Annotated in this window: 14 protein-coding genes; 2 read left to right on the top strand and 12 right to left on the bottom strand. The window is 65.8% G+C overall.

What is annotated here, in order from left to right:
- Positions 1-2 precede the first annotated feature (2 nt).
- Positions 3-911 carry a hypothetical protein gene (locus tag EO245_RS02560; RefSeq protein WP_128891462.1) on the top strand — a complete coding sequence of 303 codons (909 nt, stop codon included), beginning with the start codon at positions 3-5 and terminating at the stop codon, positions 909-911.
- On the opposite strand, the gene EO245_RS02555 is transcribed toward EO245_RS02560, so the two are convergent.
- From EO245_RS02555 to EO245_RS02500, 12 genes are all read right to left on the bottom strand, one after another.
- The gene (locus EO245_RS02555) at positions 908-5,056 is read right to left on the bottom strand and encodes a hypothetical protein (protein WP_128891461.1); all 4,149 of its coding nucleotides are present in this window, start codon (positions 5,054-5,056) and stop codon (positions 908-910) included. The genes EO245_RS02560 and EO245_RS02555 overlap by 4 nt on opposite strands.
- Positions 5,053-5,910: a hypothetical protein gene (locus EO245_RS02550; RefSeq protein ID WP_128891460.1), complete on the bottom strand. Its 858-nt coding sequence runs from the start codon at positions 5,908-5,910 to the stop codon at positions 5,053-5,055. Before EO245_RS02550 ends, EO245_RS02555 begins: the two co-directional genes overlap by 4 nt.
- Positions 5,907-6,680, bottom strand: a complete 774-nt coding sequence (locus EO245_RS02545) for a hypothetical protein (protein WP_128891459.1) — start codon at positions 6,678-6,680, stop codon at positions 5,907-5,909. Before EO245_RS02545 ends, EO245_RS02550 begins: the two co-directional genes overlap by 4 nt.
- Positions 6,677-9,241 carry a poly-gamma-glutamate biosynthesis protein PgsC/CapC gene (locus EO245_RS02540; protein WP_128891458.1) on the bottom strand — a complete coding sequence of 855 codons (2,565 nt, stop codon included), beginning with the start codon at positions 9,239-9,241 and terminating at the stop codon, positions 6,677-6,679. The genes EO245_RS02545 and EO245_RS02540 overlap by 4 nt, the downstream gene beginning before the upstream one ends.
- A 28-nt stretch (positions 9,242-9,269) precedes the next feature.
- Positions 9,270-9,641: a response regulator gene (locus EO245_RS02535; RefSeq protein WP_128891457.1), complete on the bottom strand. Its 372-nt coding sequence runs from the start codon at positions 9,639-9,641 to the stop codon at positions 9,270-9,272.
- Positions 9,638-12,250, bottom strand: coding sequence for a hypothetical protein (locus tag EO245_RS02530; protein WP_128891456.1), 2,613 nt, complete (start codon positions 12,248-12,250; stop codon positions 9,638-9,640). Before EO245_RS02530 ends, EO245_RS02535 begins: the two co-directional genes overlap by 4 nt.
- Before the next feature lie 166 nt (positions 12,251-12,416).
- On the bottom strand, positions 12,417-13,388 hold the full coding sequence (locus EO245_RS02525; RefSeq protein ID WP_128891455.1) for a ParB/RepB/Spo0J family partition protein: 972 nt from the start codon (positions 13,386-13,388) through the stop codon (positions 12,417-12,419).
- Positions 13,385-14,161, bottom strand: a complete 777-nt coding sequence (locus EO245_RS02520) for a ParA family protein (protein ID WP_128891454.1) — start codon at positions 14,159-14,161, stop codon at positions 13,385-13,387. The genes EO245_RS02525 and EO245_RS02520 overlap by 4 nt, the downstream gene beginning before the upstream one ends.
- A complete protein-coding gene (gene rsmG, locus EO245_RS02515) occupies positions 14,161-14,826 on the bottom strand; it encodes a 16S rRNA (guanine(527)-N(7))-methyltransferase RsmG (protein ID WP_128893427.1) in 666 nt (221 codons plus the stop codon). Before rsmG ends, EO245_RS02520 begins: the two co-directional genes overlap by 1 nt.
- A gap of 2 nt (positions 14,827-14,828) precedes the next feature.
- A complete protein-coding gene (gene mnmG, locus EO245_RS02510) occupies positions 14,829-16,685 on the bottom strand; it encodes a tRNA uridine-5-carboxymethylaminomethyl(34) synthesis enzyme MnmG (RefSeq protein ID WP_128891453.1) in 1,857 nt (618 codons plus the stop codon).
- A 72-nt stretch (positions 16,686-16,757) separates the two neighbouring features.
- The gene (gene mnmE / locus EO245_RS02505) at positions 16,758-18,032 is read right to left on the bottom strand and encodes a tRNA uridine-5-carboxymethylaminomethyl(34) synthesis GTPase MnmE (RefSeq protein WP_128891452.1); all 1,275 of its coding nucleotides are present in this window, start codon (positions 18,030-18,032) and stop codon (positions 16,758-16,760) included.
- Positions 18,033-18,048: 16 nt separating this feature from the next.
- Entirely contained in the window at positions 18,049-18,315 is a 267-nt protein-coding gene (locus EO245_RS02500) for a DUF6489 family protein (protein WP_128891451.1), read from the bottom strand.
- A gap of 113 nt (positions 18,316-18,428) precedes the next feature.
- Here EO245_RS02500 and EO245_RS02495 point away from each other — a divergent pair, with 113 nt between their 5' ends.
- Positions 18,429-19,127, top strand: a complete 699-nt coding sequence (locus EO245_RS02495) for a dienelactone hydrolase family protein (protein WP_128891450.1) — start codon at positions 18,429-18,431, stop codon at positions 19,125-19,127.
- The last annotated feature ends 3 nt before the right edge of the window (positions 19,128-19,130 follow it).

The following is a 19,130-nucleotide window of genomic DNA, read 5'->3' as shown; positions in this document are numbered from 1 at the left end:
CCATGTCCTTCCTGAAAAAACATGCGCTTACGACCCTGTGCGCCATCGGCACGGCGCTGTCCGTACCGCACGCAGCGCAGGCGAAGGACGGCATCGAGGTCGGGGGCGACATATCCGTTCGCGCAGTCCAGGCCGAGCGTGCCGTGTTCGAAGGCACCGATGTCGAAAGCTCCGGCGTGGGCGCCAGCGCTTCGGCCGATTTCACCTGGAAGAACGGACGCACCAGCGTCCAGTTCGATCTCGACGCGACGATCTTCGATTATTCCGACGATACCCGCCCGACCCGCGAAAGCGTGGGAGCGGGCCTGACCCTGCGCCAGGAGCTGTCCGACGAAGTCGAGGTCGCCGTCGAAGTGCGACACTCGGAAAACATCGTCACGCTCGAATCGCGCGAGGCGGACCAGACCAGCGTCCGGGCCGAAGTAAAGTGGGAGGACCGCAAGAACCGCGTCCGCCTGCGCGCCCAGTACCGCGAACGCGAATATGACGATCTCGCCCGCTCGACCGGCAATGGCTGGCGTTTCGATGCCCAGTACAATCGGCGGCTCGGCAGCTGGCACTGGATTCGCGCCGACTTCCGCGTCGAGAATATCGACAGCACCGCGGTGCGCCGCAGCTACGACCGGCAGATCGCCGCCGTGCGCTACAGCGTGCCGATCGCGAAGAACCTGCGCCTGCGCCCGGAAGTCGAATTCCGCCGCTGGACCTATGACGAACGCTACGTTGCCGACGACCCGACCGCGGACAGGCGCCGCGACACGATGATCGCCCCCGAAATCGGCCTGGCCTACGGGCGCAGCCGGGGTCTCTACGGGCGCTTGCAGGCGAGTTACGAGTTCCGCAACTCGAACGACATGCGTTTCGATGCCGATGCGCCGCGTCTCGACCTGCGGATCGGCTACCGCTTCTAGTTTCTGCCCAGTCTGGCGGGCATTTCCGCCAGCGCAGCCCCCAACCAGCCGCCTTTCTGGCGCGATGTGAGCTTTTTCAGCTCGAGCGCGGCGCGCGGCGTGCTGATTCGCTCCTCGATCAGCAGGCGATAGATCCGGTCCGCCTTGCGCCGCCGCTTGATCGCATCGCCGCCATCGAGAAATCCCTCCGCCAGATCGAGCAAATAGCCGCGAAAACGCGCGAAAACGCCGTCTTTCGCGCCGGAATCGGCCGAATCTGCGGTTTCGTCGCCTCCAAACGCGGAAACCTGCTCCTTCAGCCGGGCGAGAATGCCGTCGAGCTGCGCCTGCCCGAACCCCTGCGGCAGATTGTCCGAATTGCGCAGGGCTCCGACCGTTTCCTCGACCTTGCGCTCGCTCAGCACGCCGAATTCCTGGAAGGTCTGCAATTGCGCCAGCCCGCGTTCGACCAGCGCGGGATCATCGCCCAGCGCTTCCTCGCAGGCGCGGTGGACGGTTTCCCATGCCTGCCAGCGATAAACCCAGTCGAGCCCGGTCCCCTTGATGTTCTGCATGCCCATGATGCGATTGACGAGGCCCGGCGGCGTCTGGCGAGCAACCAGCCGCACGATGTTCTCGCCCTTCATGTAGAAATCGCGCACGGGCACGAGCTTGCGCATGAAGGCATCGCGCATCAGTGCGCGCATCTCGCCATCCTGGCCAGCCGGATTGCCGCCGGAAGAAATTGCGCCGCGCAACTTCTCGTAGCGCGCGTGCAACTCGCCGAGCTCGGCGGCATGGGCGGCGATTTCGTCGGCGTGGGCGGGCACCCGTTCCTGCACCATCGCGTCGAGCGAACCGCCATCCAGTGCGGCGAGCACTTCCTGCGTCTCGGCAGGGCTTTCGAGGCCGGTCAGCATCGCGGCGATCCGCGCAGCAATCGCCTCGCGCGAATGCGGGATGCGCTGGTTTTCAGCCAGAGCGTCGAGGATGGCGAGCGGCTCCTTCTCGTCATCGACCAGCGTCAGCTTCGCGGCATAGGCGTCCCACTCTTCCTCGATGAAGCCGATGAGCCCCTCGATATTCGATCCGATGAGCACGTGCCGGTCGGCCGAGACGTCGTTGACCAGCATGCGCGCGAACACCCGGCTTCTCGGCACGCGGTCGGCGCGGTTGTTGACCACGGTCGAGACGAAAATGCCCGGGTCGCGCTCGAACGTGTGGTCGGCAAAGCCCATGCGGTCCCAGTTGCCCATCGCACCGAAGCGCTCGTTGGCCGACATGCCCATGACGAATTCGAGCGTCCGCCCGTCGATCGTCGAGCGCGGGTAGATCTTGAGGACGCCCAAGTCGGCGACGACGCGGTCGCTCATTTCCTTGATGCAGAAATCCGCCTCGAGCCCCAGCTCGTCGCCCATCGCGGTGACCAGCGCGATATTGTAGGGGTGCTCGGCATAGGGGAAGCGGTCGAGCAGGCGTTCGTGGATCAGCCCGGCCTGCAGCCAGTTGACCGCGCGCAGCCGTGTGTTCGCCTTCTCCGCCCCTTCCTGCAGGATCGGCAGCATCTCCTCCTCGGTGGTGAGGAGGATCGAATCGTGCGGGATGAACTCGCACATGACTTCCGGGATGTTGCGCCCGGCCGGGCCCTGCACGTCCTCGTGGTCGGGATAGGTATTGGTGATCGTCCCGATGTCGTCGCGCATCCAGTCCTGCTGGAGCACGCGGACATAGGCGGGGTTGAGCCCCATGCATTCCCACAGGAACACCCGCGCCTTCAGCCGGCGCGCGATCGAGATCAGGTTGTACTGCTCCCAGATCGTCGCCTTGTCGTAGGGGCGGAAGAGGAACATCTCGGTCAGCCCGCCGAAGGGCTCGCCCTGGAGGAACATCGCCTCGCAGCCGGTGGTCTTGGATACGAGCGGCGGGCCGAGCGCATTGATCAGCCCGGCCTTTAGTCGCTCGGTCCCCGACTTGCCGCGCGTGCCCCACCCGCCAAGGACGAGCGGGATGTCCCGCCGCACGCGCCGTGCATGCCAGCCAAGCACAATGTGCCGTCCGAAGAACCACGCGAAGGCTATCGCGACGAAGGCGCCCAGCTGGACCAGCGTATTGGCGAAGACGGTCGCGAAATAGGTCACCGCATTGTCGAGCAGCACCGGCACGGCGAGCAGCAAACCGCCCAGCTCGAACAGTTTGACCACGGACGGGTCGGGCCTGGGCGCGGGTACGTCTTCCTGCACCATCTCCTCGTAGGGCTCGTAGACCAGCGCCACGCCATGCGCGGCGAGCGCCTCGGCATAGCCTTCGCCCTTGTTGCGCAGGCCCGACAGGCGCGCGAAATCGCGGCTGATCTTCCAATAGGTGCGAAAGCGCGCGAACAGACCGCTCGGCGGGACGATCAGCGTGCGTCCCTCGCTGGTGAAGATGCGCACGGTGCGACCCTGGTCGATTGCCGAAAGGACATGGTCGAGCAGCGGCAGATAGTTGCGCCAACCGCCTTCCGCGCTGACGAACAGCGGCTCACCCGGTACCTTGGTCGGCGCAAGCTCCGCCATGCGCGCAGGCGGGGCGAGCACGGTGCCCTCGTAATCGCGTCCGATCGTATGGCGGAACGCTTGGCGCTTGTCGGTCGCGCTGATGCCGAGCTCGAAGAGGATGCGCCAGAGCCGCGCCTTGAAGCGTTCGCCGCGGATCAGCCGGGGTCTGCGCGCTTCGGTGAGGTCGAAACCGAACCCGCCCTGCGCGAGGACTGCGAGGACCCGCCCGACCTTGTCGGGATCGCCGCGCACCTCCTGGCGAATTTGCGGGACGGAGCGGCCGCTGCCTTCGCGCAAGGGTGCAGCAAGGGACGCGATCTCGTTTGCCAGCGCGCACGCTTCCGCATCGCAGGCGAGCCATATGCGTTCCGAAGCCTCGCCGGCCCAGCGCCGGATCTTCTGGCTCTCCACCCGCTCGCGCAATTCGCCCAGCGCTGCGCGCAGTTTGGAGCCGGTCGCTCGAAGTGCGGGATCGCCCAGTTCGGCCAGCATCTCGCAGGTCACGGCCGCTGCGCGGATCGCGACGCGCAGGACGAACTCCTCCTCGTCGCGTGAAAGCACGCGCAGGAGATGGGGCATGTAGCCATCCAGCCCGCCCGTCCCGATCATCGCTTCGGGATCGGCGAAGAGCATGGCACGCACCTGCGGATCGCGGTCGACCCGCAACCGGGCACTGAGCCCGCCGAAATATTCCGCGGGCATGAGCGGCAAGCTCTCGGCGACCGCCTGCCTGACCGCACCGTCGCGGTCGTTGGCGAGACGGCGCAGATAGGTGGCGAGCCGTTCCTCTTCCCCAACCGCCCGCGCGAGCATGCGCGCAAGGTGGCGGCGCACGAACAGCCGGTTGTCCTGCTGCAGAGCATTGCCGCGGTCGCTCGTCGCAGCGAGCCGCTTGTCGAGCACGGGGAATAGCGAGGTCGGCGAGAGTGCCAGCAGCGTATCGAAGGCATCGCACTGCGCCCATGTGCTCTCGGTCGCATCGAGCGCGGCGCGGCGCGTATCGCGGATCGCGACATCGACCCAGAACCCGTCGAGCGTGCCGGAGGACAGTTCGGCGATATGCTTGAGCGCACGGTGGGCCGACTGCCTGATCCGCGCATCGCCGCGATAGGCGCGCGTGTCGACCAGCAGGTTCGCGAGGTCCTGCGCGAGGAGTTTCGACTGCGCATCGATCTCGCCATTGGCGAGCGCCTGTCCTGCGAACAGCCCGGCCCGCTCGAGCGCGAAGGCGAGCGCCCGCTCGGCCTCGCCCACGCGTCGGCGATAGCGCTCGCGCACCGCATCGTCGTCGAAATAGGCGCTCAGGCCCCGGCGATCGCCGCGCAGCCTGCGCCCCTCGGACCCGAGCTTGCGCGCGAAGTCGAGGATGGCGGCATGACGCTCCTTCTCGTCCGAGACGTTGGCGAAGCGCGCATTGAACAGCGCCGCGTCGGAATGCAGCTCGGCGATCCGCGCAAGCTTCGTGCGCGCGAACGCGGTCGCACCGGCGCAATGCGGGGCCCAGCCGCCCTCGTCGGCGCTGGAACTCGCCGCGACCATTTCCGCGATGATATCGTCGTAAATGCCGACCAGCGTCGGCGCGATACCGGTCCGCAGTGCGTGATCGAGGGCAGTCTGCGCGCGGCTCATGCGAGGCCGTCCTCGAGGCAGGCGCGGAATTGGTCGCGCAGCTCCCGGTCGCCAAGCAGGCGACGGCGCAGCTCGGCCGACAGCTCGATATGCGCGAAACCGTCGAAGCCCGCCTCGCGCAAGGCGCGGCCCTGCCGGTTGGTGAGCGCGCCCAGCTCGGGCACGTCGATCGGGTAGACCGCCACCTCGATCGGATGGAGCCGCATCGACAGGCAGTCGGCCAGCTCGAGCAGCCGGTCGGACGGCGTATCGCTCCCTTCGCTGACGATGATCTGCGCATCGGCTCCTGCAGCCGTCTCGCGCCGGGTCCGCTCGAAACCGTGGATCTGGACGATCCGTCCGCCCGGAAAGGCCTCGGCAAAGGCGAGTGAGAAGGCTGTCATGTGATGCCGCGCCTCGCGCGCGACATCGCCGCCGCCGGGGCAGCGCTCGCTCGGTCGGCGCGGCGCGGAATTCCAGGCGAGCGCCTTCGCATCGCCTTCGCGGAACAGGGCGAGCGCAAGCGGGCCGGTATGGCGGTCGGCCCCGTGATGCGGTGCGACGATCGCGAGCGGGCGGGCCGAACCATCGCGCGCCATGTAGACGCCCCGCCCGCGGCAATCCTCCGGACGTTCGCGAAGCAGCTTCGCGCCTTCGATATCGGTAATGACCGCGCGCTCGAAGCCTGCCGGCGTGCCGCCCGCCTGTCCCGGCGCAAGCCAGTCGCCGAACAGTCCTTTCGCCCGCGCGAACTCGATCCGTCCGGGGCGATGGAAGCTCTCCGAACGAAGGAATGGCCCGAACAGGTCGGCGGCAAGAAGCGAAGCGGCGGCCACGGCAATCATGGCGATAGCCCAGAAGCGCGCGCGTTTCATCGCTGCGCCTCCTGCGCTTCGGGCAGGCGCCCTTCGTAGACGATGCGCACGGTGTAATCGCTACCCGCAACCCCGGCCGGCCCAACGATCCGCCAGCGATTGCGGATGATGTTGCCCTTCTCGGTATCGGAGAGGATATCCGCCGGAAGCGCCGACGCGCGGCCGTAGATGGCGCGCTCTTCGGGGCTGCGACGCTGGAATTCCGCGCGCGCGGCGGCATCGCTGTAGGGCAGGCGCTGGTAGACCCGCACTGCGATTTGCTCGACACCTGCATCCGCCTCGACCGGGGTCATCTCGACCGATGCGATGGGAGTTGCACTTTCGACCACCAGGTCGTCGCTCAGCGAAATCAGCGCATCGTCGCCGCGGAAGAACCGGATCGGCCGCTTGTAGGGCAGGATGCGGTCGGGCCTGAGCGAGCGCGAGAAGATGTCGCGGGTTTCGACGATAGTGCCCGAGCTGTCACGCATGACGAGGCGATAGCCGTAGCTCCAGCTATCCGTCGCCTCCCACGCCTCGCGTTCGATGACCGGCAGCGAAGAGATACGGAAGAGCTGCGTCGGGCGCGAGAATACGAACGGCGTCGGACGCTCTTCCTGCAGCGCGTAGACGAGATAGCGCGAATCCGGCGTGACATCCGACTGCCCTTCGATCCGCTCGGAGGTGACGAGATCGACGAGGTCCCGCCCCAAGGCGAGCCAGCCCGCGACGAAAACAGCGGCTAGCGCGAGAAGCTCAATGGTCCGCAGGAGGGTGCCGAGGCGGATCATTCCTCGCCCTCCTCGCTGCGCGGTACGAAGGCGATCGTGTAGCTGTATTGCGCGAAATGCTGGGCCGCCTGCAGCGCGCGATAGGGGAAGGCTTCGAAACCCGCATCCGCCTCGCTTCGGCCCGCAACCCTCGCTTCCATCCCGGCGCGCTCGAACAATGCGAGAAGATCGCGCTCGCCCGACCCGTCGAGCGAAACCCTGTCGGGGACGAGGACTATTTCACCCGCGCGCCCGCTTCCGGGTGCACGCGTCGGGCGCGGACGGAACTGGATGACCTGCCCTTCGAGCGGATCGCGCGCCAGCATGGCTGCCTGCGTCACGACGCCAAAGGCGTGCGACTGGTCCTCGTCATATTGCAGCTCGCGCGGGGCGAGGAAGGCGTAGCGCGCGTCGGTACGCGTGAAGAAGCGCACCGCGCGGTCTGAAAGCTCCGGATCGGCCACGGGATCGCGCGCCTCGGTGCTGCGAACTTCGCGGCGGAGATAACCCTGGATCAGCAGGCCCGGGTCGCCCGAGGGCGCAAAGAGATAGAGCCCGTCCCAGCTCGCCGGCAGCGAAGCGAGGCGGATGAAGCTTCCGCCGTCGATTGTGCAGCGATCGATCGCCATGCCGATGGCGCGCGCATTGGCGGCCGGCGGCGCGGTCAGGAAGTTGCGCTCGACATCGGCGAGGAGCGGATCGACGACTTCGAAGCGCAGGAAGGCGAGTTGCTCTTCGTTCGTTATGCGTGGCTGTCCCTCGTTACCGGGGTTAGCGACACATCCACCGCGTGCCCGCGTCGATACGGGCGGCAGCAGTCGCGCCAGGGCTGCCTGGTCGAGCAGCAGGCTTCCGCCGAACACGGTGCTCTCGCCAAGCGAGCGCCCGATGCCATCGAAACTCACGCGTCCCTCGCCCAGGATCGGCCGCAGCGCACGTACATCGACTACGGAGCCTGCCTCGCCGGCGAGCCTGAGCGACACGCCCTGCCCCGCACCGGCGGCCCGGATAGCCAATCGCCCAGCCTTGGATTTCTGCGCGAAAGTGCCGACAACCGTTTCGCCGGGCAAAGTGCCGGGGGCATCGGGCGCGGCGATTATCAGCCAGCGGGCATCCTGCTCGCGCCTGATCACCCGGGCCGCGCTCGACAGCCCGGCGAAAGCAGTCGGGTCCTCGACCACCACCGCGAGGTCGCGCGTCGCCTGCGGATCGAACAGCAGCAGGTCGCGCCCCTCCCCGTCGGTCCGCGTGATCGCGACCAGCCGCTCGCCCAGCACCTCGACCGACCAGCCACCTGCGGATGCGGCAGCCCCTGCCTGCAATGGCGGCAAATCCGCCTCGAGCAATTCGATCGTATCGCCGAGCGCGCGGGCATTCTCGCTCGTCAGGGCTGCGCTGGTGCCGCGCGCCGCGCGCAGATAGGCATCGCCCACTGCCGCGACGAACAGGCGATCCTCCCGCGCCGCCTGCCCTTCGCGGAAGCCCGACCCAAGCTGGATCGTCGCAGCCGGTATCGCGAGGGCGAGGAGGAAGCCGACTAGGTTGCCGACCCCTGCCCCCACGAATGAGACCTGCAAGGTGGAGCGCATCAGGCGCGGGAAGATGTCCTTGTCGTGCGCCTTGATCGCCAGCAGGGTCGAAAGGAGATAGCCGAAGCCGTAGAAGTCGGTCGTCTTCACATCCCACGCCATCAGCACCAGCGCATGGCCGACGAGCAGCTTCAATGCGAAGCTGATGTTGAAGAACAGCAGCATCTTGCGCGCGCCCTCGATCGTCGCATTGGCCAGCCAGGGCGTCTTGAGCAGCGCACGGGCGATCATGTAGATTACGATCGCCTCGGCAAAGGAGGTCAGGATCTTGGTCGGCTGGTACCATTGCAGCGCGATCAGCGCCGGGATCAGGATGCCCGAGAAATCCCAGCCGTATTTGACGTTCATATGCGAGGCATAGAGCGCGGTGAGGATCAGGATGATGTAGGCCTTGGGGCTGGCGATGACCGAGCTCGACAGGCTCTCGTAGAGGTAGCTCACCCCGCTCATGCGGAAATTGGTGAACTCCATCAGCCCGTAGCGCACGATCAGCCACGTCAGCCCGGTCACGACGATGAGCGAGCCCAGCCCGCGCAGCAGCCCCGGTTTCCAGAACTGGTTCGCCATCAGCGAAATGATGACGAGGCCGAAGCTCTGCAAGTCGCTGCGCCAGTCGAGCTGCTGGTTCCAGTTGGTCGCCAGCCACTCGGCGGCAACCGGCAAGGCGAAGCCGTCAAGCACCAGCCGCACCAGCACGCTTGCAAGGATAAGCCCCATGAAGCGGTCTCGGCCGAACAGGCTCGGATAGCGCCCGCGCCCGATCTTCTCCGAGAAGACCCAGACAAGCGTGTAGGCAAGGATCGCCTCGATCACGATCACCACGGCCGCCAGCGGCTTCACGATGATCAGCGGCACGAGATACCCCGGCACGACGAGGCCCGAGAGCACCCAGCCGAAGCGCAGGTTGAAGAAGCACAGGACGAACACGCCGACCCAGACGGTGGTGATCACCGAGCTGGCAAGGCCGCCTTCGGGAAAGATCGGCAGCGTCATGACATCATCCGTGCCGCATCGCGCAGCCTTATCCCTTGGCCAGCGCGGCGCGCACGGTTTCGGTCAGCAGGCCCGGCTTGACCGGCTTCTTGATCATGCCCGCAACGCCGATGTTCTTGCCTTCCTCGAAGATATCGGCGGTGACCGAGGCCGACATGACGACGATCGGCGGATGCGAGGGATGCTTGGTCCCGACGGTGCGCAGGAACTGCAGGCCATCCATCTCGGGCATGACGAGGTCGAGCAGGATGAGCGCATATTCGCCCTCCTCCAGCGCCGCCAGCCCCTGCTTGCCATTGTGCGCGAAAGCCGTCTCGTAGCCTTCGAGCTCGAGGATCGAGGCGACCATGTCGCACAGGAGATCGTCGTCGTCGATTATCAGGATCCTGGCCGAACTCATCCTATGCGCCTCATCTGGATATTGAACTTGTAGCCCTTGCCGACCGCGGACCAGTAGGAGACCGCGCCGCCCCAGCCGAGCGCCTCGCGGATGCCGGCGGAAATGATCTGGAACTCGGCAAGCGTTTCGCCCGCACCTGCATCGAAGGCCGCCATCAGCCGCTCGAACGGCGTTCCGAACCCGCCGGAAACGCGCACGAAGCTCTTTCCGTCGAGTTCCTCCAGCAGGATGTCGACCTGGCTGCCTGCCGGTGTATCGGCGATTACGAGGCGCAGCATCGCCTCGACCATGTCGGTCAGCATCTGCGGTTCGGCGACGGTGAAGCCGCTGATGCCCGGAAGCTTCGAACCGATCGTGACCTGCATTTCCTCGGCAAAGGGTTCGGCCTTTTCGATCGCGGTGGCGACTGCCTTGCGCGCATCGATCGGATAGCTTGCGCCGGCGATGTCTTCGGGCCGTTCGCTCAGGAGGTCGGACACTTGCTCCAGCCGGTCGGTCGCGCGGGCGGCGACGTCCCTGATCCGGCCGACGACGCGGGTCAGCTTGTCGGCGGCGATGCGCGGGTCCGATGCAACCGCGGCGCCGAGGTTGATCGCTTCGAGATCGTTGCGCAGCTGCTGGTCGATGAACATGCCCACGGCGAGGCGAAGCTCGGCGAGCTGGTCGAGCTCGGAAATGTCGACTGCTTCCATCACGATCACCCGCTCCCAGTCGCGCGCCACCCGGTCGGGCGCGGCGATGCGCAGCATCCGCTGGCGCGTGCCGAAATCGCGCATCGGCACGCGCATCTCGCCCCCGTTGAGCACGAGATCGCGGATGATCCCGTCGACCTGGCCTTCCTCCAGCTCGGTGAAGGCGAGCAGCGCTTGGCGCAGGCTGGTCGTTTCTCGCGGAAGCCCGGCGCTTTCGTAGAGCGCATCCATCGTCGCATTGGCCTGGATCGGGAAGCCGACAATGTGGAAGACCATCACCGCCGTATCGAGTGCATCGAGCCCCTGGCGGACCTGCTCGCCCTGCACGGTAATCAGCGTCGCCGCAGCGGAGACCCGCTCGTCGACCGGGCGATAGCGATCGGTCAGGCTGTTCCCGCCGAGCAGCACGTCGCGCCAGCGCTGCATCTGGCGAACGCTCAGGGCAAGCGCTTCGGCCAAGCGCGGAGCGCGTGCCGCTTCGCTCCTGCGCGGGCGATTGAACAGCCAGTAGGCTTCCGTTTCCGCGTCGGGTTCGGACAGGGACACGATGCGTGTCTCGCCTTCCCACGGCGCGACATCCTGCCCGGCAACACTGCGCCGCCTGAGCGAAGCTTCCCGCAGCACCTGTCGCGCCGCGCGGGTTTCGAGCGCAAGCTCACCCAGTTCGGCATCGCGGGCAGCGAGCACCTGCCACTTGCCCTGCCCCTCGCGTGCAAGGACCATGCTGCGCGCGAAACCGAGGACATCGGATGCATCGCGCAGGAATGCGGGGATCTGGCGCTGCTCCTGGAAAGCCGCCCGGCCGAAGGACAGGTTGATCGCCCGCTCGAGCACCCGGTTGAGGCGAATGTCCTGGATGCGCTCGCGCCGGATGACCTGCCACAGGCTCACGCCGACGATGCCGGTCACGATCGCGGTAACGGGCGCGAGGACATTGCCGAAGACCAGCAAAACGGCTGCGCAGACCAGCGCGACGAAGGAAACAACGATAACGACCGGCGCGAGGAAGCGCTTGGCATCGACCCGGCGGAACAGCAGGCTCGTCGACACGCAGAAGGCGACCAGCGCGAGAACCACGAGATAGAGCGGCGCGAGCGTTACCGCGCGCCCTTCGGCCAGTGCCTGCACGGCATAGGCGCTGAAAACGCTCGCCGTGACCGAGCGCGCACCGGGATCGAGCGGTGTCGTCAACCTGGCCTGCGCCCCCTCGCTTGCGGGCGGGACAAGCAGGCGCAGGCCTTCGAGCTCGCCGGGGGCGAAGCTGCGGTCGAGCAATTGGGTGGCGGTGATGCGCGGAATGTTCTGCGCGCGCGGCATGCGGACATAGAAAGTCTCACCGGACAGCGCGGCGCCGGCCAATGCCGTCTCGAATGTCGGTATCGGACCGTCCACACCCTCGATCGCGGGCATCTGGCGGCGATAGATGCCGTATTGCGCCGGAGCGATCAGGGTCGCGCTGGCAGCGATTGCGGGAGACAGGGGCTCAGGTCCGGTTGCGAGCGCCCAGGCTGTGCTGGCGGGCACTGGCTCGGCACCGAAGCCCGCAGTTACCGCCGTATCCGTCTGCGTGAAGTTGCGCGGCGCAATTTCCCGCCCATCGCGGAATCCTATACCCGCAGCGCCGGCTTCCTTGCTCGCAGAGGCCAATTCGGCGTGCCGGCCTGCCCCGCGTGCGAGATAGGCCTTGTCCTGCTCGACCAGTACGACCTTCGGGTCGCGCCCCGGCTCGAAACCGGTCACCAGGTCGAAGAAATAGCCGTCCGACAGGCGGAATGCGCCCGCCACACTCGCGGCGGCGAGTGCAGCGGCGAAGAGCAGCGGCACGATCCATTCCCACAGCAGCGCGCGGAATTCCGGCGAGCGGCCGAAAAGCCGTTTCCAGCGGCTGGGACGGGGAAGGCGGCGAAATACGACCAAGGCGTGCGTGGCTCTCGTGATCCCACCTGCCGGGCGTTCGGCAGGCGCATTGCGACGCGCGAAAGCATAGGTTTGCGCGATTCACGCGACAAGCGAACGGACCGCGCAGGCACGTTCTATCCCCCGCCGCTTGGCGTTTCGGGCCTGCGCAGGGCTTATTGCAGCGCTAGATGTCGCCGCCGGTGAGGCGCTGGCAGATCAGGTCGAGCTGATCGAGCGTGCGATAGCGGATGGTCACCGCACCGGTGCGCGGGTCCGCATCGGACTTGATCTTGACCGGCAGGCCGAGGAATTCCTCGAGATGTGCCTGAACCGCGGCAATGTCGGCATCCTTCGCGGGATCGCGCGACGTGCGCGTCGCCCGCTTGGTCTCGGTCGCGCCCTGGCGCACGCGCTTTTCGACTTCGCGCACCGACAGTTTCTTCGCCACGGCCTCACGCGCGATCGCCAGCGCATCGTCATGCCCGATCAGCGCACGCGCATGGCCCATGGAGAGCTTGCCCTCGGCAACCAGCGCGAGGACATCGTCCGGCAGGCCGAGCAGGCGCTGCAAGTTCGCGACATGGCTGCGCGACTTGTCGACGAGCTTGGCGATCTCCGCCTGGGTCATCCCCTCGTCATCGGCAAGTCTTTGATAAGCCTGCGCTTCTTCGACAGGATTGAGATCTTCGCGCTGGATGTTCTCGATCAGGGCCAACGCCATGACTTCACGTTCTTCCAGATCGCGCACCAGCGCCGGAATCTCGTGCAAGCGCGCTTTCTGCGCTGCGCGCCAGCGGCGCTCGCCGGCGACGAGCTGGTAGCGGCCACCCGCAAGCGGTCGCACGATGATCGGCTGGATGACACCGCGCGCCTCGATCGAGGCCGCCAGTTCGCTCAGCGCGTCCTCGTCGAAGAACCGGCGCGGCTGGCCGGGCAGCGGTTCGATGGCGGACACCGGAAGCGACGACAGGCCCGAGGTGGGCGAAGTTGCGGCCTCATCGCCCTTGGCCGGTGCAGGACGGCGTTCGCTGACGAGCGGCTCTTCGCGGCGCGTTTCGCCGAGAAGCGCCCCGAGTCCCTTGCCCAGTTTCTTCTTCTTGTCCGCCGCACTGCGCGACGGGACAGAGAAACGGATCGGATCGGTCGGATTGCTCATGCGGCTTTCCTCCTCTCGGGCAGGCGGCCGATCAATTCGCGCGCCAGCGTGATATAGGCGCGGCTCCCCGCGCAGTTGTGATCGTAGATCAGCGCCGGCATGCCGTGGCTCGGCGCTTCGGACAGGCGCACGTTGCGCGGGATGACTGCCTCGAAAACCAGCTCGCCAAGGCAATCTCGCACGTCGTCCGCAACCTGGTCGGTCAGGCGGTTGCGCCGGTCGAACATGGTGAGGACGACGCCGACGATCCCGAGATCGGGATTGAAGCGCTGCTGGACGCGCTCGACGGTCTGCAAAAGCTGGCTAAGCCCTTCCAGCGCAAAGAATTCGCACTGAAGCGGCACGAGCAGCGTATCGGCCGCGCCAAGCGCATTCAGCGTCAGGAGGCCGAGCGAGGGTGGGCAGTCGATGAAACAGATCTCGTGCCCCTGGTGGTTTGCGAGGGCCGCGTGCAGGCGCGCTGTACGATCTTCGACTGAAACCAGCTCGACTTCGGCACCGCTCAAATCGACCGTCGCCGGCACGATGTCGAGCCCCGGGATATCGGTCGGGTGAATGCAGTCGGAAAGCGGCACTTCGTCGACAAGAATGTCGTAGGTCGATCCTTCACGGTGCGCAGCGTCGAGGCCGAGGCCGGTCGAGGCATTGCCCTGCGGATCGAGATCGATAAGCAAGGTTTTCCAACCGGTTGCAGCCATGGCGGTCGCGATGTTGATTGCGGTCGTGGTCTTGCCCACCCCGCCCTTCTGGTTCGCGATCGCGATGGTGATCATCAATTCCCTCCTCTGGCGCGCTTCGCATCGAGCTTCGCGAGCGCCGTCTTGCCCAAATGGCCGACGATTATTCCTGCCTCAGCGTCGGTCCGCGATTGTTCCACGTGGAACTTTTGCCTGAGTCGCTTCGGCAGGTCATCCAATTCTTGCTTTGCCGACCGCCCCTTGGGCAACAGCCAGAGCGTGTCGATTGTGGAGAACCTTGCGGATAGGTCGAGGATACGCGGTAGCGGGGCGAAGGCGCGCGCGCTGATTGTCCCGGCCTGAAACGTCTCCACCAGTTCGAGACGCTTGCCTTCGACCCTGACATTGGCGAGGCCCAAGGCCTGGGCGGTTTCGACCAACCAATCGCTTCTTTTTCTTCGCGATTCGACCAGAACGACCGGTGTTTCGGGTCTCATGATTGCAATCACGAGGCCGGGGAGGCCAGGGCCTGAACCAAGGTCCAGCCACGGATCGGTTGTTTCACGTGAAACATGCTCGAGCAGCTGGGCGCTGTCCGCGATGTGCCGTTGCCATAAAATTGCTTCCGTCGGCTTGGCGATCAGGTTCTGGCGTGCGTTCTCAGATAGCAACAACTCCGCAAAGCGCTCGAGCTTCGCAAAGGCGTCCTCGTCGCACAGACCCGCGACGAAGTCCCTGGCGGCAGCTTCTGTCGTCAGAATACTCACGCGGCACGCTGCTCGCGGCGGCGGGCGTGGACCAGCAGCGCGGAGAGAGCAGCGGGGGTGATGCCCCTCACCCGCCCGGCTGCAGCAATGTCCGAGGGTTTGGCAGTGCTAAGGCGCTCGACCATCTCGTTCGACAATCCCGGTACGTCGCCGAAGGGGAAATCGGGGTCGAGGCGAACGCTGGACGAGGCCCTGAGATCGCGCAATTCTGCCTCCTGCCGTTCGAGATAGGGGGCGTATGCCGCATCTTCCACCAGCTCTTCGGCTAGCTCGGGGTTTTGCGCGAATTCGTCGCTCACCCAAGGGGCGAGTGCCTCAAGGTCGATCCCGCCGAACCGCAGCCATTCGGAAAGCGGCTTGCGCCCGCCATCCCTGCGAACCGGTAAGCCTTGATCAGCAAGCTCGGTCGCAGCGACTTGCTCGGCGAGATTCGCTGTGAGCCTGCCGCGCAGGTCCTCGCGCCGTTCGAACCACGCGCGCCGCTCCTCCCCGATGCACCCCGCCTCGATACCAAGGGGGGTCAGACGCGTCGTCGCATTGTTCGCGCGCAGGCGCAGGCGATATTCGGCGCGCGCGGTGAGCATGCGGTAGGGTTCGGTCACACCATGCAGGGTGAGATCGTCGACCATTACGGCCATATAGGAATTCGCGCGATCGAGCTTCACCGGCTCCTTGCCGAGCACACTCGCCGCAGCGTGCATTCCGGCGACAAGCCCTTGGGCAGCCGCTTCTTCGTATCCGGTCGTGCCGTTTATCTGTCCCGCACAATAAAACCCCGGAATCGCGCGCAATTCGAGGCCGTTCGTCAGCGCGCGCGGATCGACGTGGTCATATTCGACCGCATAGCCCGGGACCGCCATTTCGACCCGCTCCAGCCCTTCCATCGCCCGCAGCATCGCGAGCTGCACGTCGGTCGGAAGCGAGGTGCTGATACCGTTGGGATAGACCAGATCGTCGGCCAGTCCTTCCGGCTCGAGGAATACCTGGTGGCCGTCCCGGTCGCCGAAGCGGTGGATCTTGTCTTCGATCGAAGGGCAGTAACGCGGCCCCTGCGCATCGATCGCCCCGCTGAAGAGCGGCGAGCGGTGGAGGTTGTCGCGGATGATCTGGTGGCTGCGCTCGTTGGTGCGGGTGATCGCGCAGAACACCTCCGGGTTCGGGCGCCCCTTGGAGAGCGGCGACATGGTCCACCCCTCCCCGTCCGATTCCTGCACTTCGAGACGCGCCCAGTCGATGGTCGCACCCTTCAGCCGCGGCGGTGTCCCCGTCTTGAGGCGCGCCATGGGCAGGTCTGCCTCGCGCATCTGTGCCGCGAGCTTTTGTGCGGAATTCTCGCCGATACGGCCCCCGGTCATCCGCTCTTCACCGCGGAAAAGGGTTCCGCCGAGGAAGGTCCCGGTGCACAGAATCACTGCCTTGCCGGAAATCTCGCTCCCATCGGCGAGGCGCACACCCATTGCGCGGCCGCCTTCGAGGATGAGTTCGGCCACTTCACCCTCGACGATATCGAGGTTGGCCTGCCGATCGACGATGCGCTGGACTTCCGCCTTGAAAAGGCGCCTGTCGGCCTGGACGCGCGGACCCCACACTGCGCTGCCCTTCGAACGATTGAGCATCCGATAGTGGATCGCACCTGCGTCCGCAGCGCGTCCGATGACCCCGTCCAGGGCGTCGACTTCGCGCACCAGATGGCCTTTGCCGAGCCCGCCAATCGCCGGATTGCAGCTCATCGCGCCGATGGCAGAGCGTTCGAACGAGACCAGGGCCGTGCGCGCACCCATGCGGGCAGCCGCACAGGCCGCCTCGACGCCGGCATGTCCGCCGCCGACTACGATGATTTCGTAGGAGTGCATGGAGCGCCGATTAGCGCCCGGCGAGGAAATCGTCAAAGCGATGTTTCACGTGAAACACTTTCCCGCCATCGCTCACTTTCCGATGCAGAACCGCCCGAACAGAGCGTCGAGCATATCCTCGGTCGAAGCACGGCCGATCAGGCGATCGAAAGCGATCCGTGCCTGACGCAGCAGTTCCGCAACGAGCAACAGGTCTTGTTGCTGCCCGAGAGAGGATAGCGCCTCATGAGCTTCGCCTAGGATTTCGCGCTGACGGCGGTGGATTGCCAGTTCTCCCGGATGCGGCATCGAGCGCATCGCGCGTTCGACCAACGCCGTCCGAAGAGCATCGATACCCTCCCCCGTCGTGCTAGATACGCGAAACTCGGCATTCGATTTTGCCCGGCCGCCAGCTATGTCGATCTTCGTTTCGACCTCGACCGCACGATCCGGTCCCAGCCCTTCATCGCCCAGCCAGAGAATGAGATCGGCCCTCGCCGCCTCGGCTCGCGCGCGTTCGATCCCGATCCGCTCGATCGGATCGTCACCGTCGTCACGCAGGCCTGCCGTATCGACAAAGGTAAAGGGCACGCCCGAGATCGAAACGGGACGCTCGAGAACGTCTCGTGTCGTGCCCGGAATGGGGGTTGCAATTGCCGCCTCGTCGTCGATCAAGGCATTGAAGAGCGACGATTTTCCGGCATTCGGCGGGCCGGCAAGGACCACGCGGTAACCTTCCTTCAGCCGTTCGGCCGAGGGACGAGCCAGCCAGGCACTCAATTCATCGACAAGATTGCGCGATTTGGCACCGAAATCGATATCGGCCTCGCCGACATCGTCTTCGTCGGAGAAATCCAGAGCGCTTTCGACCTCGGCGGACAGCGACAGCACCTGTTCGCGCCAGCCTTCGACCTGCCGCGAGAACGCCCCGCCCACGAGCGCCATGGCATTGCGGCGCTGCAATTCGGTTTCCGCCTCAAGCAGATCGGCAAGGCCCTCCGCCTCGGCGAGGTCGATCCGGCCGTTGGCGAAGGCGCGGCGGGTAAACTCGCCCGGTTGTGCTGCACGAAGGCCATCGAGCTTCGCCAGCTCTTCTTCGACGGCACGAACGACGGCCAATCCGCCATGCAGATGAAGTTCGGCAAGATCCTCGCCGGTCGCGGTCGCGTGGCCCGGGAACCACAGGACGAGTGCGCTATCCAGCACCCCGCCCTTCCGGTCTTTCAATTGGCGCAGGCTTGCATGCCGCGGTTCCGGGAGGGAGCCGGAAAGCGCCGTCAGCGCCTCGCCCGCCTTCGGGCCGCTGATACGGACGATCGCGATCGCGGCAGGCGGCCGCCCGCTCGAGAGCGCGAAGATCGTATCCATTGCGCCCGGTGGCCCGTCAGTCGCCCGACTTGCCGCCGCCGCGCGAGCCACCCTGGCTGCCGGCCGCCGCGCCTTCGACGAAGCTCTGGAACATCTTCATCCCGATCTGGCCCATCGGCGCGAGCTGCTTGGCGAACTGCGCCATCTGTTCGGGATTGGACGCGCCCTTCATCGCCTTGGTGATGGTATCGACATAGACGTCGTTCGCCTTGCCGACATCGGGCAGGCCCATGAAGGTCCGCGCCTCCTCGGGCGTGCAGTCGATTTCGATCTGGACCTTCATCGCGTTTCCTCCGTTAGGCCATTACGTGTTGTGCAATCTGGGTTTGGCAAGCGCGCGGTGCAAGCGTTAAGCGTTTCCGGTCCAAATCCCAAATCCCGAGGGGAAGACTACCAATGAGCGAATCCGTCACGATCAGCACGCTTTCCGGCGATGAAAGCTTTTCTGCCTATTTCGCGAAACCATCCGGCAAGCCCAAGGCGGCGATCATCGTCATCCAGGAAATCTTCGGAGTGAACGCGGGCATTCGCCGCAAGTGCGACAAATGGGCCGAGGAAGGCTACCTCGCGGTTGCGCCCGACCTCTTTTTCCGCATGGAGCCGGGCCTCCAGCTCGATCCGGATATCGAGGACGAGTTCAACAAGGCGCTCGACCTGTTCGGCAAATACGATCCGGACGACGGAGTCCGCGACATCGAAGCGACGATCAAGTGGATCCGCGCGGAAACCGGCGTCGAGAAGGTCGGCTGCGTCGGATACTGCCTCGGTGGCCGGCTTGCCTACATGACCGCCGCGCGCACCGATATCGACGCCTCGGTCGGCTATTACGGCGTGATGATCGACCAGATGCTCGATGAAGCGAAAGCGATCGCCAACCCGCTGCTGCTGCACATCCCGACGGCCGACCACTTCGTCGGTCCCGATGCGCAAAAGGCGATGCACGAGGCGCTCGACGATCACGAGAAAGTGACGCTCTACGATTACGAGGGGCTCGATCACGGGTTTGCGACCGAACACGGCAACCGGCGCGACGAGGAAGGCGCGCAAGTCGCCGATCGCCGGACCTGGGAGTTCTTCGCGCAGCACCTGGGCTAAGCG

The sequence above is a fragment of the Erythrobacter sp. HKB08 genome, assembly GCF_004114695.1.
Taxonomy (GTDB): Bacteria; Pseudomonadota; Alphaproteobacteria; order Sphingomonadales; family Sphingomonadaceae; genus Parerythrobacter_A.
The sequence above is the reverse complement of the archived record's forward strand: the minus strand, read 5'-3'. Positions and strand labels throughout refer to the sequence as shown.

What these genes read in the sequence shown, in the direction of transcription:
- EO245_RS02560 (WP_128891462.1), top strand. Translation starts at nt 3, where the DNA reads ATGTCCTTCCTGAAAAAACATGCGCTTACGACCCTGTGCGCCATCGGC.
- EO245_RS02555 (WP_128891461.1), bottom strand. Translation starts at nt 5,056, where the DNA reads ATGAGCCGCGCGCAGACTGCCCTCGATCACGCACTGCGGACCGGTATC.
- EO245_RS02550 (WP_128891460.1), bottom strand. Translation starts at nt 5,910, where the DNA reads ATGAAACGCGCGCGCTTCTGGGCTATCGCCATGATTGCCGTGGCCGCC.
- EO245_RS02545 (WP_128891459.1), bottom strand. Translation starts at nt 6,680, where the DNA reads ATGATCCGCCTCGGCACCCTCCTGCGGACCATTGAGCTTCTCGCGCTA.
- EO245_RS02540 (WP_128891458.1), bottom strand. Translation starts at nt 9,241, where the DNA reads ATGACGCTGCCGATCTTTCCCGAAGGCGGCCTTGCCAGCTCGGTGATC.
- EO245_RS02535 (WP_128891457.1), bottom strand. Translation starts at nt 9,641, where the DNA reads ATGAGTTCGGCCAGGATCCTGATAATCGACGACGACGATCTCCTGTGC.
- EO245_RS02525 (WP_128891455.1), bottom strand. Translation starts at nt 13,388, where the DNA reads ATGAGCAATCCGACCGATCCGATCCGTTTCTCTGTCCCGTCGCGCAGT.
- EO245_RS02520 (WP_128891454.1), bottom strand. Translation starts at nt 14,161, where the DNA reads ATGATCACCATCGCGATCGCGAACCAGAAGGGCGGGGTGGGCAAGACC.
- mnmG (WP_128891453.1), bottom strand. Translation starts at nt 16,685, where the DNA reads ATGCACTCCTACGAAATCATCGTAGTCGGCGGCGGACATGCCGGCGTC.
- mnmE (WP_128891452.1), bottom strand. Translation starts at nt 18,032, where the DNA reads ATGGATACGATCTTCGCGCTCTCGAGCGGGCGGCCGCCTGCCGCGATC.
- EO245_RS02500 (WP_128891451.1), bottom strand. Translation starts at nt 18,315, where the DNA reads ATGAAGGTCCAGATCGAAATCGACTGCACGCCCGAGGAGGCGCGGACC.
- EO245_RS02495 (WP_128891450.1), top strand. Translation starts at nt 18,429, where the DNA reads ATGAGCGAATCCGTCACGATCAGCACGCTTTCCGGCGATGAAAGCTTT.